The organism is Rhizobium sp. M1, from assembly GCF_002531805.1.
Taxonomy (GTDB): domain Bacteria; phylum Pseudomonadota; class Alphaproteobacteria; order Rhizobiales; family Rhizobiaceae; genus Rhizobium; species Rhizobium etli_C.
On record NZ_NWSW01000012.1, the window covers coordinates 25,157 to 41,797 of the forward strand.

General features: G+C 64.4%; 16 protein-coding genes. 8 read left to right on the plus strand and 8 right to left on the minus strand.

What is annotated here, in order from left to right; translation table 11 throughout:
• The first annotated feature begins 7 nt into the window (after window positions 1-7).
• From CO655_RS13070 to CO655_RS13100, 7 genes are all read left to right on the plus strand, one after another.
• Window positions 8-1,006 carry an ABC transporter permease gene (locus tag CO655_RS13070; RefSeq protein WP_097664943.1) on the plus strand — a complete coding sequence of 333 codons (999 nt, stop codon included), beginning with the start codon at window positions 8-10 and terminating at the stop codon, window positions 1,004-1,006.
• A gap of 9 nt (window positions 1,007-1,015) precedes the next feature.
• On the plus strand, window positions 1,016-1,837 hold the full coding sequence (locus CO655_RS13075; RefSeq protein ID WP_097664944.1) for an ATP-binding cassette domain-containing protein: 822 nt from the start codon (window positions 1,016-1,018) through the stop codon (window positions 1,835-1,837).
• Window positions 1,838-1,943: 106 nt separating this feature from the next.
• Window positions 1,944-2,849, plus strand: coding sequence for a sugar phosphate isomerase/epimerase (locus CO655_RS13080; protein ID WP_097664945.1), 906 nt, complete (start codon window positions 1,944-1,946; stop codon window positions 2,847-2,849).
• Entirely contained in the window at window positions 2,846-3,871 is a 1,026-nt protein-coding gene (locus CO655_RS13085) for a Gfo/Idh/MocA family oxidoreductase (RefSeq protein ID WP_097664946.1), read from the plus strand. The genes CO655_RS13080 and CO655_RS13085 overlap by 4 nt, the downstream gene beginning before the upstream one ends.
• 31 nt (window positions 3,872-3,902) lie before the next feature.
• The gene (locus tag CO655_RS13090) at window positions 3,903-5,075 is read left to right on the plus strand and encodes a Gfo/Idh/MocA family oxidoreductase (protein WP_097664948.1); all 1,173 of its coding nucleotides are present in this window, start codon (window positions 3,903-3,905) and stop codon (window positions 5,073-5,075) included.
• A gap of 79 nt (window positions 5,076-5,154) precedes the next feature.
• Window positions 5,155-6,096: a sugar phosphate isomerase/epimerase gene (locus tag CO655_RS13095; protein ID WP_097664949.1), complete on the plus strand. Its 942-nt coding sequence runs from the start codon at window positions 5,155-5,157 to the stop codon at window positions 6,094-6,096.
• A gap of 106 nt (window positions 6,097-6,202) precedes the next feature.
• Window positions 6,203-7,387 carry a hypothetical protein gene (locus tag CO655_RS13100; RefSeq protein WP_097664950.1) on the plus strand — a complete coding sequence of 395 codons (1,185 nt, stop codon included), beginning with the start codon at window positions 6,203-6,205 and terminating at the stop codon, window positions 7,385-7,387.
• Here CO655_RS13100 and CO655_RS13105 read toward each other — a convergent pair.
• The 8 genes from CO655_RS13105 to CO655_RS13140 are packed head-to-tail and all read right to left on the minus strand — an operon-like array spanning window position 7,384 to window position 15,570.
• A complete protein-coding gene (locus tag CO655_RS13105; RefSeq protein ID WP_097664951.1) occupies window positions 7,384-8,397 on the minus strand; it encodes a succinylglutamate desuccinylase/aspartoacylase family protein in 1,014 nt (337 codons plus the stop codon). The two genes, CO655_RS13100 and CO655_RS13105, sit on opposite strands and share 4 nt — an antisense overlap.
• 30 nt (window positions 8,398-8,427) lie before the next feature.
• A complete protein-coding gene (locus CO655_RS13110; protein ID WP_097664952.1) occupies window positions 8,428-8,772 on the minus strand; it encodes a RidA family protein in 345 nt (114 codons plus the stop codon).
• 35 nt (window positions 8,773-8,807) lie between these two features.
• Entirely contained in the window at window positions 8,808-10,118 is a 1,311-nt protein-coding gene (locus CO655_RS13115) for an alanine racemase (RefSeq protein WP_097664953.1), read from the minus strand.
• Window positions 10,111-11,067, minus strand: coding sequence for an amidohydrolase family protein (locus CO655_RS13120; protein WP_097664954.1), 957 nt, complete (start codon window positions 11,065-11,067; stop codon window positions 10,111-10,113). The genes CO655_RS13115 and CO655_RS13120 overlap by 8 nt, the downstream gene beginning before the upstream one ends.
• Window positions 11,064-12,005, minus strand: a complete 942-nt coding sequence (locus CO655_RS13125; RefSeq protein WP_097665102.1) for an ABC transporter permease — start codon at window positions 12,003-12,005, stop codon at window positions 11,064-11,066. The genes CO655_RS13120 and CO655_RS13125 overlap by 4 nt, the downstream gene beginning before the upstream one ends.
• Window positions 12,002-12,964 (minus strand): ABC transporter permease, encoded by a 963-nt coding sequence (locus CO655_RS13130; protein ID WP_097664955.1) that lies wholly within the window; start codon window positions 12,962-12,964, stop codon window positions 12,002-12,004. Before CO655_RS13130 ends, CO655_RS13125 begins: the two co-directional genes overlap by 4 nt.
• On the minus strand, window positions 12,961-14,475 hold the full coding sequence (locus CO655_RS13135; protein WP_097664956.1) for a sugar ABC transporter ATP-binding protein: 1,515 nt from the start codon (window positions 14,473-14,475) through the stop codon (window positions 12,961-12,963). The genes CO655_RS13130 and CO655_RS13135 overlap by 4 nt, the downstream gene beginning before the upstream one ends.
• A 21-nt stretch (window positions 14,476-14,496) precedes the next feature.
• Window positions 14,497-15,570: an ABC transporter substrate-binding protein gene (locus CO655_RS13140; RefSeq protein ID WP_097665101.1), complete on the minus strand. Its 1,074-nt coding sequence runs from the start codon at window positions 15,568-15,570 to the stop codon at window positions 14,497-14,499.
• A gap of 251 nt (window positions 15,571-15,821) precedes the next feature.
• On the opposite strand from CO655_RS13140, the gene CO655_RS13145 reads away from it, so the two are divergent.
• A complete protein-coding gene (locus tag CO655_RS13145) occupies window positions 15,822-16,607 on the plus strand; it encodes an IclR family transcriptional regulator (RefSeq protein WP_097664957.1) in 786 nt (261 codons plus the stop codon).
• Window positions 16,608-16,641: the final 34 nt, after the last annotated feature.

The window sequence follows — 16,641 nt, forward strand, 5'->3', positions numbered from 1 at the left end:
CGGAGAGATGAACGGTTTTTCCATTGGACACTTTGTACGCCGGCCGGAATTCGGCGCCGTGTTGAGCTTCGTCGCGGTGATCGCCTTCTATGTCGCCTTCGGCGGCGTCAGCCTCGCTGCGCTGTTCGGCGCGGCCAGCTGGGTCAATTTCGCCGCCAATCTCGGGATCGTCGCCCTGCCTGTCGGCCTTCTGATGATATCAGGTGAGCTCGATATCTCGATCGGTGCGATGATCCCGGCGGGCTCGATGACGATCGCCATCCTGTCGGGTTATTACGAGCTGCCGATCGTCATCGGCATGCTCGGCGTGCTCGCCATCGGCATTGTCGTGGGGCTGATCAATGGTTTGCTGGCGGTGCGCACCAGCGTGCCCTCGCTGATCATCACACTCGGCACGCTGGTTGCGGTGCAGGGGCTCGTGCTTGCCGGATCGGTCATCCTGACCGGGGCCGCTTCGGTTCCGCTCAATGCTCCGGCCTGGGCCAAGACGGTGTTCGGCGACCTGATCCAGGGCAAATTCCAGGTGATCATCCTGTGGTGGCTGGCGCTGACGGTGGTCTTTGGTTTCGTGCTGCACGCAACGCGCTACGGAAACTGGATCGTCGCCATGGGCGGCGACGAGGTCAGCGCCCGCAATGCCGGCATCCCGACCGACCGGCTGAAGATCGTCCTCTTCGTTCTCTCGGCCACAGCCGCCTCTTTCGTCGGAATGTGCGGCGCCATCCTGTTCAATTCCGCGCAGGTCTCGGGCGGCATGAACTACATCTTCAATACGATCGTCTCGATCGTGGTGGGCGGCGTGCTGCTCACAGGCGGCTTCGGTTCGGTCGCCGGGATCTTTCTCGGCGCGCTGACCTTTGCCGTCGTCAGCCAGGGCATCTACTTCACCGACATCGACCGCAACTGGTCCAACCTGATTATCGGGGTGATGCTGATGGCCGCCGTTCTGATGAACAACACGTTCCGGCAGATGGCCTTGAGCTTCGTACCGAAGAAAAAGAAGTGAGCGTCAACCATGTCCGACACTATTCCGATCCTTGAACTCCAGAATGTCGACAAGAGCTTCGGCCCGATCGACGTGCTGCACGACATCTCGCTCAAAGTCCGTGCGGGCGAGGTGCTCTGCCTGCTCGGCGACAACGGCGCCGGCAAGTCAACGCTGATCAAGACGCTGGCCGGGGTTCACAAGCCGACGCGCGGCACCATCCTGATGGATGGCAATCCGGTGGAATTCAGCGGGCCTCGCGATGCGCAGGAAAAGGGCATCTCGGCGGTGCATCAGTTCGGCGGCACATTTCCGCTGATGTCGATCGGCCGCTCCTTCTTCGTCGGCGTCGAGCCGACCAAGGGCTGGGGTCCGTTCAAGGTCTATGACCGCAGGAAGGCCAACGAGATTGCCGTCAAGGCCGTCCAGGATTTCGGCATCACCCGGATCGACGATGGCGATCGTCTCGTCGGCGGGCTTTCGGGCGGCGAACGCCAGTCGCTCGCCATTGCCCGGGCCGTGCATTTCGGCGCGCGCGTGCTGATCCTCGACGAACCGACGGCCGCTCTCGGCGTCAAGCAGGCGGCCCATGTGCTGCGGATCGTCAACGAGGCGAAGCGGCGGGGCCTGGCGGTGGTCTTCATCACCCACCAGGTCATGCATGCGATGGCGGTGGGCGACCACTTCGCCGTTCTCATCCGCGGGGCGATCGCCGCCGATTTCCGCCGAGGCGAGAAGACCCGCGAGGAGATTACCGACCTGATGGCCGGCGGGGAAACCATGGCGGGCCTCGAAGCTCAAATCGATACTTACATGGCAAGCCATGAGGGACACCCGCCGCCAGCCGAGTAACCGCTGACGGCGCCACAACGACACAGCGCAAAGCACACAATATCCGGCAGCGGCAGAAAGACCGCCGCCGGAGAAGGAAAATCATGTCTGGAATCCGGAGGTCAAAATGAAAATCGCAATCGACCCCTTCATGCATCGGCATCTCTCGCTCGAGGAATTGCCGGGGAAGGTCAAGGAACTCGGCTACGACTGGATCGAACTCTCCCCGCGCGGAGATTTCCTCGAATGGTTCAAGGCGCCGCGCGTCTTTCCCGAGCGGATCAAATCATTGAAGCGCGCGCTGAAGGAGGCGGATGTCGGCATCGCCTCGCTGCTGCCGATGTACCGCTGGGCCTCCAACGACGAGACCGAACGCCAGGCCGCCGTCAAGCACTGGAAGCGCGCCATCGAGATCGCAGTCGAGCTGGAAGTCGACACGATGAATTCCGAGTTCGGCCGCGGCCCGCATCCGGACAAGGGATCGTGCTACTGCTGCCACACCGGCTCGATGATCGAGGCCTGCGAGGATGCCTGGTGGCGTTCGATGGAGGAGCTGGTGCCGCTCTTCGAGCGCGAGGGCATCCAGCTCAATGTCGAGCCCCATCCGGAAGACTGGTGCGAAACGCTGCAGCCGGCGCTCGACATCATCCGCACGGTCAATTCGAAGAGCGTCAAGTTCCTCTATTGCGCTCCGCATACCTTCTATTTCGGCGACGATACCAAGGCGATGCTGCGCGAGGCGAAGGACGTGCTGGCGCATGTCCATGTCGGCGACACCTTCAACCACAAGGCTTCGTCGGGCCTCAGATATATCCTCAATCCGCCCGGCACGAACGCCCGGGTGCACCAGCACCTCAATATCGGTCAGGGCGAGGTTCCCTGGGACGAGTTCTTCGGCACGCTGGCCGAGATCGGCTTCGACGGCATCATGACCGCCTGCGTGTTTGCCTGGGAAGACAAGGCGGACCAGAGCGGTACCTTCATGCGCGCGGAAATGCAGCGCTACATCGATAAGCACTGGGGGGCGAAATGACCCTTCAGGTTGGCGTCATCGGCACCGGTATGATCGGTCAGGATCATATCCGCCGCCTGACGAACGTCGTTTCCGGAGTCGAAATCGTCGGTGTGACCGATATCGACCAGGCCCGCGCTGCCGCTGCCGCCCCCGCGGGAGCGGAGGTATTCGCCACCCCCTCGGCGCTGATTTCTTCGGAAAAGGTGCAAGCCGTGATCATCTGCTCCTGGGGGCCGGCCCATGAGGAGCAATTGCTCGCCTGCCTTGCCGCCGGCAAGCCGGTCTTCTGCGAAAAGCCGCTGGTGACCTCCGAGGCGGCCGCACTTCGCGTCATGGAGGCGGAAGCGGCCGTCGGCCGGCGGCTCGTGCAGGTGGGCTTCATGCGCCGTTTCGATGCCGATTACCGCCGCCTGAAGGCGGTCATCGACGGCGGCAAGCTTGGCGCGCCGCTACTCTTCCATTCCGTACATCGCAATGCCTCGGTTCCCGAAGGGCTCTACACCTCGGAGATGCCGCTGAACGACACGCTGGTCCATGATGCGGACATTTCCCGCTGGCTCCTCTCCGATGAAATCACCGGGGTGGAGGTGCGTGTGCCGCGCCGGTCCTCGCGCGGCGGCGAGCTGCGCGATCCGGTCTTCGTGCTCCTACACATGGCCTCGGGCGCGCTTGTCGATGTCGAGATCTCGGTGAACATCGCCTATGGCTACGACATCCGCGGCGAGATCAGCTGCGAGGCAGGTGTCGCCGCACTTCCGAACCGCCCGGCAACCGTGATCTCGGATTCGCGCGGCATTCGCCAGGCGATCCCCGAGGATTGGCGCGAACGCTTCATCGAGGCTTACGACCAGGAATTCCGTGAATGGATCGTCGCCGCCTCCAAGGGCACGGCCGGCGGTCCTTCCACCTGGGATGGTTACGCGGCCACGCTGGTGGCCGATGCCGCACTCAGAGCCGTGACCAGCGGCGGCCTCGAACCCGTCAACATGATACCGAAACCCAAGCTTTACGCAGCGCCGACCGCCATGGCGGCGGAATGACGCGGCAGGCCATTTCAGGAGCAATGATCAGATGATCAACGGAGAAAGATCCATCGAGCGCCCCTTGCGCTGGGGCATGGTCGGCGGCGGCCGCACTGGGCAGGTGGGCTACAAACATAGAACCGGCGCCCAGCGGGACGGCACCTATCGGCTCGTCTGCGGCGCCTTCGACCTCGACGCCGAGCGCGGGCGCGACTTCGGCACGAAGATCGGCGTTGCCGCCGAGCGGTGCTATGGCGACTATAAGGAGCTGATCGCCAGGGAGGCCGGACGCGAGGACGGCGTCGAAGTCGTCTCGATCGCCACGCCGAATTTCACCCATTACGAGATCACCAAGGCATGCCTGGAAGCCGGCCTGCACGTGATCTGCGAAAAGCCGCTGTTCTTTACCGTCGCCGAATGCGACGAGGTGGCGAAGCTCGCCGAAGAAAAGGGGCTGATCGTCGGCGTCACCTATGGTTTCACCGGCCATCCGCTGGTTCATCAGATGGCGGCGATGGTCAGGAAGGGCATGCTCGGCGAGATCCGCATCGTCGACATGCAATATACCCACGGCTTCAATGCGGGCGATGATGTCGGCGCCAGCGAGGCGGTGAAATGGCGCACCAATCCGAAGACCGCCGGCCCGACCTTCGTTCTCGGCGATATCGGCACGCACCTCTACTATCTCTCCGAAGTGGTGCTGCCGCATCTGAAGATCGAAAAGCTGCTCTGCGACCGCAAGGCCTTCATTCCGACCCGCGCGCCGCTCGAAGACCATGCGACCGTTCTCATGCATTACGACAACGGCGCCCGCGGCCGCCTCTGGGTGTCGTCGGTCAATGCCGGCAACATGGGTTCGCAGCGCTATCGTTTCGTCGGCTCCAAGGCCTCGATCGAATGGTCGGATTCCCATCCCGACCAGCTGATCTATGAAGTGCAGGGCGAACCAAACCGCACGCTGCATCACGGCATGCCCTATCTCGAAGAGGAAAGCCTGGCGGCCGACCGTATGGGCGCGCTGCACACCGAAGGCCTCGGCGACAGCTGGGCGAACATCTACCTCTGGATCGCCCAGGCGATCGATGCAAAACGCCGCGGCGACGAGGCCTTCCTCAAGGGCCATCACTATCCCGGCATCGAAGCCGGCACCGAAGGCGTGCGCTGGCTGGAAAACTGCGTCCGCTCGGCCGATGCGGGCGCGGCCTGGGTCGCATTCGAGTGATCAGTCCCGGGGGCGCGCCGGATCTCCTCCATCCTCCTCCCGGGCGCGTTCCCCACCCCTCTTTTAGAAAGACAATGATATGAAACTTTCGATCTGCACCGACGTCATGGGCAACCTGTCCTTCACGGACATGCTCGACAAATGCGTCAAACTCGGTGTCGAAGGCATCGAAATGACCGGCGGCGGCTGGTCGCGTGCCCCGCATTTCCGCGCTGATGAACTGCTGGAAGACAAGGGGCTTCTGAAAACCAAGCTTAGGGAAATCGAAGCGCGTGGCCTTGAAATCGCGGCGCTGAACTGCTCGGCAAATCCGCTCGATCCGGGCGACATGGGCAAGCGTCACCGCAAGGAAATGGAGCAGACGATCCGTCTTGCCGGCGAAATCGGCGTCAAGACGATCGTCACCATGTCCGGCCTGCCGGAAGCAGCCCCCGGAGACAGCGTACCGAACTGGCTCGTCTACACCAAGAGCTGGCCGGACGAGATGCCGGAACGCGATCGCTACCAGTGGGAAGATCGCGCCTTCCCGCTCTGGCATGACCTGGTGAAGCTCGCGAGCGAAGTCGGAGTCGAGAGATACGCACTCGAAAACTTCTCGGCGATGCTCGTCTGGAACCCGGAAACCCTGTTCCGCCTGCGCAACGAGGTCGGCCCGTCGGTCGGCATGAACCTCGATCCGAGCCATCTGTTCTGGAAGGGCGCCGACCCGATTGCTTCGGCCCGTGCACTCGGCAACGCCATCCATCATTGCCACGGCAAGGACACCCGCATCGAGCGGGGCCTCGCCGACGTCAACGGCCTGCTTGAGCTCAAGGACGTCACCGACGTCGCCAACCGCAGCTGGAACTATGTCGCCGTCGGCGCCGGCCATGATCTGCAGTGGTGGAAGGAGTTCTTCTCGGTCGTGCGGATGGTCGGCTATAACGGTTGGGTCAGCCTCGAAATGGAAGACTTCACCATGTCGACCGAGGCCGGCATCCAATCCTCCATCGATGCGCTGCAGGCGACGATCAGCCGATGACAGGGCAGGGCGGGCGGCTTTCGCCGCCCTCCGCGTTCAAAGATCAGCCTGGACACTATTGTGGACACATGTTCTATAAAGCGGACAGACTTGAGCGGAGCGCGGCATGCACCTTTCGATGTGGACCTACCCCTGGGATATCCAGGACCAGGGGCTCGACGCCTTTACCGCCGAGCTGCGCGGCCGCGCCGGCCTCAACACGGTCAGCCTGGCGACCTCCTATCATGCCGGCCGCTTCCTCCAGCCGCGCAGTCCGCAGCAGAAGGCCTATTTTCCCGAAGACGGGACGGTCTACTTCAGGTCGGATGAAAGCCTGTGGCAGGACAAAATAATCCAGCCGCTGATGGCCCGAAATGTGAGCGAGCGCGGCGACATGCTGGAAGCGCTGGTCCGTGAGCGGGAGGCGACGGGGCTCAAGGTCTCCTGCTGGACGGTCTGCCTCCACAATAGCCGCCTCGGCATGCTGCATCCCGACCATGTGACGCGCAACGCCTTCGGCAATCCCAACTATTACAACCTCTGCCCCTCCAGCCCGGCGGCGCGCGCCTATGCCGTCACCCTTGTCCACGACATCACCACGACCTATCGGCCCGACATGGTGGAACTGGAAAGTCCGAACTTCATGGGCTTCGCGCATGAATATCATCATGAGAAGGACGGCGTCGGCCTTAACCCCGAAGACGATTTCCTGCTGTCGCTCTGCTTCTGCGACCATTGCACGACGCGCGCGGCAAGGGCCGGCGTGCCGGTCGAAGGCGCGCGCCGAACGGTTGCGCGTTTCATCGCCGAACTCTGCGAACGGGCCGTTCCGGAACGGCAGTTCCCGGATTTCCCGGCAGCCGGCATCGATGCCTTCCGCGACCATCCCGATCTGCATGCCTATCTCGCCTGGCGCAGCGAACCGGTGACCAGCCTGATCGGCGAGATCAAGGCGGCGGCCGATCCGGCCACCCGCATCGTGCTCATCGATTTGAAGGACGGCTGGCTCGGCGGCGTCGATCTCTCAGCCGTCGGCAGGCTCTGCGACGGGGCGATCCTCTGCTGCTACGACATGGAGCCGAATGCGATCGGCGATGTCATCCGCGCCGGCCGGGCGGCGATCGGGCCGCAGAAATTCCTCGGCGTCGGCCTGCGCGTCTTCTATCCAGAAGTGGGTGAAGCCGCGGTGCTGGCGGCCCGCGCCAAAGCCGCCGTCAATGCCGGCGCCGACGGCGTGAACTTCTACAATTACGGCCTGATCCCGGCCAAACGTCTCGACTGGATCAAGGCGGCAGTCGACGGGCTTCTCTAAGCGGCAATCGGTTCGGCGACCTGGATCAGGCAGTCACCGGCCTGGCTGTCGCAATGCAGCCGGTGGGAAATGACGATGCCGTCCTCGGCAAAGCGCAGATCTTCCTCCGGCTGCTCCGGGCGTTCCAGATCGTGATACCATCCGGCGAGGTCGCCGGCCGAAACGGTGGCGCCAAGGACTGCGGCCGGCTCGAACCAGCCTCTGCGCTCGGCATAGATGCCCTGGCTGTGCCGGGAGAGCGACAGCAGCTGCAACGGCCCCGGTTCGGCGAGCAGCGTGCGGGAGAGGACCGGACGCCCGACGATGCCGAGCGCCACAAGCAGCCGGTCGATCGCCGCCGCCGTGAAGGCCATCGTCGCGGGCGTCACGGTTCCGCCACCGCCGAACTCGCCGGAAAGACCGATGGTTCCGGCCCGTGCGGCCGCCCCCATCGATGTCGGCGCCGCCAGGCCATTGTCGGCGATGAAGGCATGCGAGGCGCCGATCGCCCGCATCAGCGCGACGGATCGCTCGAAGCGGGTGGCGTCGGCCTGCCGCTCGATCAGCGTGCAGGGCAGGTGCGCCATCGACGTGCCGCCTGAATGCAGATCGAAGACGACGTCGTGACGCGGGAAGAGTTCGTGTTCGAGGAAATGCGCCAGGCGCGCCGTCGGCGGCCCCATGGGATCGCCGGGAAAGGCCCGGTTGAGGTTGCCGCCGTCGAAGGGCGAGCAGCGTTTGGCCGCCATCACCGCCGGCAGGTTCGCCATCGGCAAAATGGTGACGGCGCCACTTATGTCAGCGACGTCAAGCAGGCGCATCAGCCGACCGAGCTGCAGTTCGCCCTCATATTCGTCGCCGTGGTTGCCGGCCATCAGCAGCAAAGACGGCCCCTCTCCACTTTTGAGGCGAAGGATCGGAATGCGGATCTGATAATAGGGCGAACGGTCGATCGAATAGGGAATGACGAGATGACCGGCCTGGCGGCCCTCGCGCGAAAAGTCGATCGGATTGACGAGACCGCTGTGCATGATGTCTCCAGTTCTAGCGCTTGCCTTCGATCAAAGGGCGGCGACTGCGGTCATTTCGACGCGCAGGTCCGGGTCGGCAAGGCGGGCTTCGGTGCAGGCGCGGGCCGGTGGGTTTTCGATGTCGATCCAGCTGTCATAAACGCCGTTCATCGCCTCGAAATCGGTAATTGCCGGCAGGAAGACGTTGATGGCGAGGAGACGCGAGCGATCGGTGCCGGCTTCCTTCAAAAGGGCGTCGATCTTGTCGAGCACGTCGCGGGTCTGCTCCTCGATATCAGCCTTGCGATTGTCCGCGACCTGGCCGGCAATATAGACGAGACCGGCATAGCTGACGGCTTGGCTCATACGCGAACCCTTCTGATAACGCTGGATCATGCAGGTTTTCCTTTTCGTGGCTTTGCAGGGAGAATTCAGCCGAAGCTGGTCAGATAGGCGGACGTCACGGAATGATCCGGGTCGAGGCCATAGAGGATTGCGTGCCGGTCAAGGCAGGTGCAGGGATGCGAGATGCCGAACTCGATGACGTCGCCCACGGCGACGTCGCTGTCATCGGCAAGCGCCATGAAGGCGTGCTGATCGTTGAGGCGGAGAACTCTCGCGCCTTCGAGATCGGCAAGGCGCACGCCATTGCGATAAAGCGCCAGCGGCCGCGGCAAGTCCTGGTCCATTGCTACGTCGCGCATGCCCATGCCTGCGATCGCAAGCTTTGGCTCCGGCCGCGAGAGGATCTCGGCCCAGACCCTGAGCGCCGGACGGAAACCCGCGGCCGCGGAAACCGTCTTATCGCCGATGCGCAAGCCGCCGCGGGCATCGAGGCCGGCGAGGCCGCGCTCATAGATGCCGTGATCGTGGAAGAAGATCGCGCCGCTGCGCAGCACGAGCCGGCAGGCTGGATCGGCGGCGACGGCGGCTGCAAGCCGCGCCACCACAATGTCGAAAAACACCGAGCCGCCTGATGTGACGAGGAGCGGCCGTTCGCTGCCGATACGGGCGCGGATCTTCGGCAGGAAATCTGATGTCATCGCCATCAGCGCGTCGATCCGAAGCATCGTTTCTTCCGGATCGGCGGTCGCGGCCGCACCCTCATAGGCGGCGATGCCGCTCAGCCGCAAGGCCGGCGTCTCCGCGGCAAGGATCGTATCGAGGATCACGGCGGCGGCATCGGCGCTGCGAAGACCGGCGCGGCCGGCGCCGAATTCCACCATCAGGCCAAGAGGCGGCAGATCCGTGCGTTCCAGCCAGGCGGCGGCAAGCGCCTCGACCAGCGCCGTCGAATCCACGAAGACATGGAGCTCCGCATCGGGATAATGGCCAAGCAGGGCGGCAAGCCGGCGGGCGGCGGCGGCCCCGCCGATCTCGTTGGCGACGATCAGCCGACGCTGTCCGGCCTTGAGCAGGACGGCGGCCTGGCGGATGTCGGCAACCGTCGTGCCCCAGGCGCCTGCCGAAATAAGGGTGTCCGCCAGCGCCGTCGACATCGGCGTCTTGGCGTGCGGCGCAATTTCGGCACTATGGCTTTTCACATAGGCCATCATCAGTTCGACATTGCTGGCGAAGGCCTGCCGGTCGAGCGAGATCAGCGGCAGGGCCATCCTGCCGTCATAGGGCTTCCATCCCTGGGTTCCGATGACCGCAAGCGGCAGCGGCGGATGGCCCGGCGGAAAGCCGCGTATCCGCTCGTCGATCAGCACGTTTTCCATCGTCGCATGTAGGTCAGACATGGCGGCCTCTCACGATCTCGGCCGGATCGGCCAAACCAAGGCGATAGATGTCGTTGGCGGTGGCAAAGAACAAAGCGCGCTGCTCGTCGTAAGAGAGCTCGGCGGCGACCGTGCGGAACACCCGATAGACCTCGTCGAAAGACGCATGCAGGCCAGCGACCGGGAAGTCGCTGGCAAACATCGCACGTTCAGGGCCGAAACAATCGAGGCAATGCTCGATCACCGGCCGCAGGCTTTCGAGCGTCCACGCATGGTCATAGGCGACGAGGTCGGAGATCTTCAGGCGCAGGTTCGGCTCTTTGCCGAGCGCCCGCAGGCCGCGGCGCCACAGCGCCATGCCGTCCTCCGTCCGGTCGATGGGGCTGCCGCCGTGGTTGAGCACGAAAAGCGTTTCGGGAAAGGCCTGCACGAGATCGAGCGCCTCGGCCATCTGCCAGGGATAGAGCATCAGGTCGAAAACCAGCCCGAGCCGCGTGGCATGGGTAAGCCCCGCGCGCCAGGCAGGATCGCTCATGCGATCCGGACGCGATGCGAAACGCTTCGCGACATCGGGATGCCAGCTCAGAATATCGCGGATGCCGACGACGTTGGGGTTTTCCGCCTCCGCTTCGAGCAGGCGCGCGGCGTCCGGCCCGTCGAGGGGAACGCGGGCGACATAACGGCGCGCCACGCCGGAGCTGCGGTCGAGACCGTCAAGCCAGCGGCTCTCTTCCAGCGGGTGGGCAACCGACCAGCCGGCCTCCACATGCACCGTCGCAACGACGTTCTGTTGCGCGGCATCGGCGCGATAATCGTCGATGCCGTAATCGCGCAGGATCGGTCCGAGGTTTCCGACCGCCATCTCCTCGCCGGAAGCCCGCGCCTTCTGAAGCCAGGGATGGCGCTGCAGGCCGAGGTCCCAGAGGTGATGATGCGGGTCGATCACCGGCCCGTAGTAGCGCTCCGTCATCTGCGCGCCTCGCGGCCGGACACCAGCAGAAGGGCAAGGATCAGCGTACCGAACATGATCGACCGCCAGCCGGGCGAGGCGTTGACGACGGTGATCAGCGCCGTCGTGGTGACGAGCAGGATGGCGCCCGGAATGGTGCCGGCGTAGGTGCCGCGGCCGCCGAGGATGGAGGTGCCGCCGAGCACGACGGCGGCAATCGAGGTCAGCAGATAGGGATCGCCGATGCCGACATAACCTTGCCGGTTCATGCCCAGCACGAGAATGCCCGCAAGCCCGGCAAAGAAGCCGGACAGGGTATGGACGATCAGTGTATTGCGGGTGATGCTGACACCGGAAAGCCGGGCGGCGAGCGGGTTTGCCCCGAGCGCCAGGAACCGGGCGCCGATCGGCATGCGGTGGACGAGCAGCAGGACGACAATCGAGACGGCGAGCCACAGCAGAATGCCCGAGGGGATGCCGAGCGGCCGTGCCTGCCCGAGCAGGATGACGGCCGGATTGCTGACGGTGACGGCGCTGCCGCCGGCGACGATGACGAGCAGGCCCTGCAGGAAGGTGGCCATGGCGAGCGTCATGATGATCGGCGGCACGCGCAGATAGGAAGCCCCCGCACCGTTCATCAGGCCGATGCCGGTGGCGATGGCAAGGGCTGCCGCGATGCCGGCAAGGCCGGTCGGGTCCCAGGCCGGCGAGATCAGCGGCAATAGGATCGCTGTGACGGTGATGACGGCGCCGACCGAAAGGTCGATTCCGCCCATCAGGATGACGAGCGTCTGCCCGGCGGCGACAATGCCGATCACCGCCGCAAGCTCGAGCAGGTAGCGCAGATGGCCATAGGCGCCGAAACCGCGCAAGGTGAAGCTTGCTACGATCCAGACGAGCGCGACCAGAAGGAAGGTCAGGAGCGGCGGATTGCGAAACGCGGATCGGACGATGTTCATCGCCTTGCCCTCCATACGCCGAGAAGTTCCGGAACGGCGACCGCCCCGACGATGATCAACCCTTGCGCCACATATTGCGCAACCGGCGGGAAGCCGAGGAAGAACATCACGTTGATCATGACAGACAGCAGCAGGCTGCCGCAGATCGCGCCGCGCATCGTGCCCTTTCCGCCGAGGAAACCGACACCGCCGAGCACAGCCGCGGCGATCGAGTTCAGCGTGAAGGGCGTGCCGATCACCGGATCGCCCGAGCCGGTCTGCGCCGCGACGAAGAGGCCGGCCAGTGCCGCAAGCAGACCGGAGAGCGCGAAGGCAGCAACCTTCACCCGTTCGACCGGGACGCCGGAGCGGAATGCGCCGACCGGGTTGTCGCCGGCCGCATAGATACCGAGGCCGAGCGGCGTTGCGAGAAAGACCTTCCAGAGCATGAGGATCGCGACCAGCAGCAGGAAGGCGACGGGCGTGTGGCCGGCCAGCACCGTCGACAGCCAATCGGGAATGAACCCGCCCGGCCGCGGCAGCAGGATCAGCGCGACGCCACTGATGATGAAGGAGCCGGCCAGCGTGACGATGATCGCCGGCAGCCTCAGATGCGTCACGATCGCGCCGATGACGGCGCCGATCGAAAGGCCGGCGAGTGCAACCGCGAGGATGCCGCCCGGCACGCCGAGCGCCCCTTGCATCGTCGTCGCCGCGATCACCGCGCCGAGGCTGACCAGCGGGCCGATCGCCAGCGTGATGCCGCCATTCAGCATCAGCAACGCCTGCGCCATGGTGACGAGCGCGAGCGGGAACCAGTTCTGCGTGAACTTGGAAAAGCCGCCGATGGTCAGGATGCCGGGAAAGAGCAGCGCATAGAGGATGAGAAGACCAGCGACGACGAGATAGAGGCCGGCGAGGCCGCGGTTGCGGCGCAGCTGAATCGAACCGTAGAGCCGGGATGACGAAATCGTGCTCATGCCGCCTCTCCCTGCGTCGTGGCCGCAATACCCATGGCCGCGCCGACGATCGCGCCTTCGCTGATTTCATCCTGCGACAGCGTTGCCGCGACGCGCCCCTCGCGCAGAACCACGACGCGGTCGCAGAGATGCACGAGCTCCGGCGTATCGGAACTGACGAGAATGACGAGCCGCCCCTCGGCGGCGAAGGCGCGCAGCATCAGGTAGATTTCCCGCTTGGTCTCGATGTCGACGCCGCGCGTCGGATCGTTGAGAAGCAGAATGGAGGGATCGAGCGGCAGCCATTTGGCAAGCGCCACCTTTTGCTGGTTGCCGCCGGAAAGCGCCTGCACCGGGCGGGCCGTATCGCCCTTGATCGTCAGCCGGCGCGCGAGAGCGGCGACCAGGCCACTTTCCGCCGGCCGGTCGCGCAGTCCCTTGCGGGCGAGCCGTCCGAGCGAGGGCAGGATGAGATTGGCGGCAATGGAATGCGGCAGCACCAGCCCCTCATGTTTGCGGTCGGCAGGCACATAGACGATGCCCGCCGCGTTCGCCGCACCGACATCGGCGGGCAGGCCGGGTTTGCCTGATACTTCCGCCCGGGCGGCAGACGCGGGAATCGCGCCGTAGAGGCCGAGCAGCAGGTCTTCCTGCCCTTGTCCCACCAGCCCGCCAATGCCGACGATCTCGCCGGCGCGGGCGGAGAAAGCAGCATCACGCACCATGCCGGCCGAAAAACCTTCGACGCTGATGCACATCGCACCGGGTGCCGCAGCCGGGCGCGGCGGGAACAGGTCGCCGGTCTCGCGGCCGACCATCAGGCGCACCAGACCCTCGCCGTCGATGCCGGACAGCGATTGATCTGCCGTGACGACGCCATCCTTCAGCACGGTGACATGCGAGCAGAGCGCCTGCACCTCGTTGAGGCGGTGGGAGATATAAAGAAGCGCCGTGCCGCGCGCGCTCAGAGTCTCGATCAGCCGGGCCAGGATGCCGGCTTCGTGCGCCGAGAGCGACGAGGTCGGCTCGTCCAGGATCAGCACGCGCGGCTTGCGGAACAGTGCCTTGGCGATTTCCACCATCTGGCGGCGGCCGAGCGCGAGATCGGCGACCGGCATGTCGAGCGGCTCGGTCAGTCCGACCATGTCGCAGACCTCTCGTACACCGCGATGCAGCGCTCGATAGTCGATGAGACCGAACCGGCGCGGAAAGGCGCCGGTCCCGATGTTTTCGGCAATCGACAGGCTGGCCGTCAGGCTCAGCTCCTGTTGAACCACGGCGATGCCGGCGGCGCGCGCCGCCGCCGGGCTGAAGCGGCCGACAGGCCTGCCGTCGATGAGGATGGAGCCGCTGTCCGGCTGGAGGGCGCCGGACAGGAGATTGATCAACGTCGACTTGCCGGCGCCGTTTTCGCCGAGCAGGGCGTGAACCCTGCCCGGCAGAAGGGCGATGTCGACGCCCTTCAGAACGGGATTGCCGAAAAATCCCTTGAACACCTGCCGGGCTTCCAGCAGGGGTCTTTCTTCCGTCATGACGGCGTCCCTCAATCCGGATTATTTGGTGGCAAGCAGCTTGTCGAAGAGCGCCTTGTCGTAATCCGAGTAGATATAGCCGTCAGCCGGGAACTTGTCGGCTCGGGCGAGGTAGCTGCCGATGGTGCTGTCGTCGATGACGGGCAGCGGCACCTTGACGAAGGAGGGCACGTCCTTGCCTTGCAGCGCCTGCACGGCGGTATAGACGGAAAGCGCGCCGAGCCAGTTGGGCTGCATCGTCGCCCAGCCCTTCAGGCCCTTTTCCTTCCAAAGCTCCAGGAACTGCCGGGCATTTTCCCCTGTCGTCGGTACCTGGTCGCGGCCCTGGCGCTCGAAGGCAAGGACGGAGCCGGCCGACAGCGCGCCGCCGAGCGACAGCACGCCGTCGATTTCGGGATTGGCGAAGAGCAGGCTGGTCATCGCTTCCTGTGCCGGCGCGACGTTATATTCCGTGTTGGTCTCGGTGATCACCTGCAGACCCGGATTGGCCTCGAGCACCGGCTGGGCGCCCTTGCGACGGTCGTCGCTGACCGAAATGCCGGCCGGGCCGTTCATGATGATGATCTTGCCCTTGCCGCCGAGCTGGCTGACCATCCATTTGGCGGCGGTCGCGCCCCATTCGTTGGAATCGGTGTTGATCTTCGCCGTCACCTTGTCGGTGTTCACAAGGCTGTCGAAATTGACGACGGCGATGCCCTTGTCGCAGGCATCTGAAATGACGCGGTCGAGGGCGTTGGAGGAGCCGGCGATCACGACAATGGCGTCGATATTGGCGTCGATCATCGACTGGATATGCTGGATCTGCGTCTGGGCGTTGCCCTGCGCATCGGTGATCATCAGGTCCTTGACGAGGCCTGCCTTCTTCAGTTCCTCCACTTCGGCCGTGATGGTGCCTTCGGTCTGCTTCATCCAGGTCGGCACCGAATAGATGTTCGCCCAGCCGATCGTGTAGGGCGCCTTCCTGTCTCCCTTGATGCAATTGGCGGCGGCTGAGGCCGTGCCGGCCGAAAAGGCAAGCAAGGTGGCTGCGGCGGTAGCGCCGGCGAGAAGGCGGCGGCGCAGTGAAACGGAAATGCTTTCTTCAAAATTCTTCATGTCGATCCCCTTTTTGCGGCAGCGCTGGCGGCTTGCCATTTGTTATTGTCCGCTATATTGTACATATGATCTTTATACCGGACTAGCCGATCTTATGCCGATTTTTTTACCCCGCAAGAGGGGGTGGGAAGATTTCATTTGCGAGGCATGACGGGATCGATTGACAGATGCGGCCGACGGCTTGAAAAGCTTCGCCGGACAAGAACAGAGCCCGACAACAACAGGGCCCAACAAGAACGGGATTGACAGCGATGGATGCAGTTCGGGACGAAGCAGCCGGCAAGCGCGCCCGAGGGCTCGACCGCGCCTTCGAGATCCTCGACTTCCTGCGCCAGAAACGGCAGGCCTTGAAGCCGAATGAAATCGCCGCGCAGATCGGCGCGCCGCGCTCATCGGTCTACGAACTCGTCAACCTGTTGCTGAGCAATGGCATTCTCGAATTCACCGGCGGCGAAGGGCGCGTCTATCTCGGCCGCAAGCTTTATTTCCTCGGCGCCGCCTATGAGAACCATTTCGATTTCACCCGCGAATGCGAGGCGGCGCTGGACCAGCTTGCCGACGAGACGCGGGAGACGGCGCAGTTCTGCATGCTAGACGGGAACAAATATACGGTCGTGCGCATGCGCGAGGGCGCGCGGCCCTTCCGCATTTCGACCGATATTGGACAATCCGTGCCGATCCCGTGGACGGCGTCGGGCCGCCTGCTCGTCGCGCATCTGTCGGATCAGGACATCCTCAACTTCATTCCGCCGCAGGATTTCCGCCTGCCGGGCGGCGAATGGCTGGAGCCCCAGACCTTCATCGCCGAGGTGCGCCAGGCCGAGCGCGAAGGCCTCTTCACCTTCAACAGCATCGTCGACAGCTTCACCCATTGTTTTGCCGTGCCGGTGCGCGGCGAGGAAGGCCATGCCGCCGCGACGCTCTGCCTCGTTACGCCGCGCGACGACGGCATTGCCAACCGGGACCGCTACCTCGACTGCCTGAAGAAGGCCGCCGCCGGCCTGGAGCATGCCCCGCCCCGGCCAAGACGGGGCTGACGCCTGGACAAACCAGGCATTGCCTCCGCCAGCG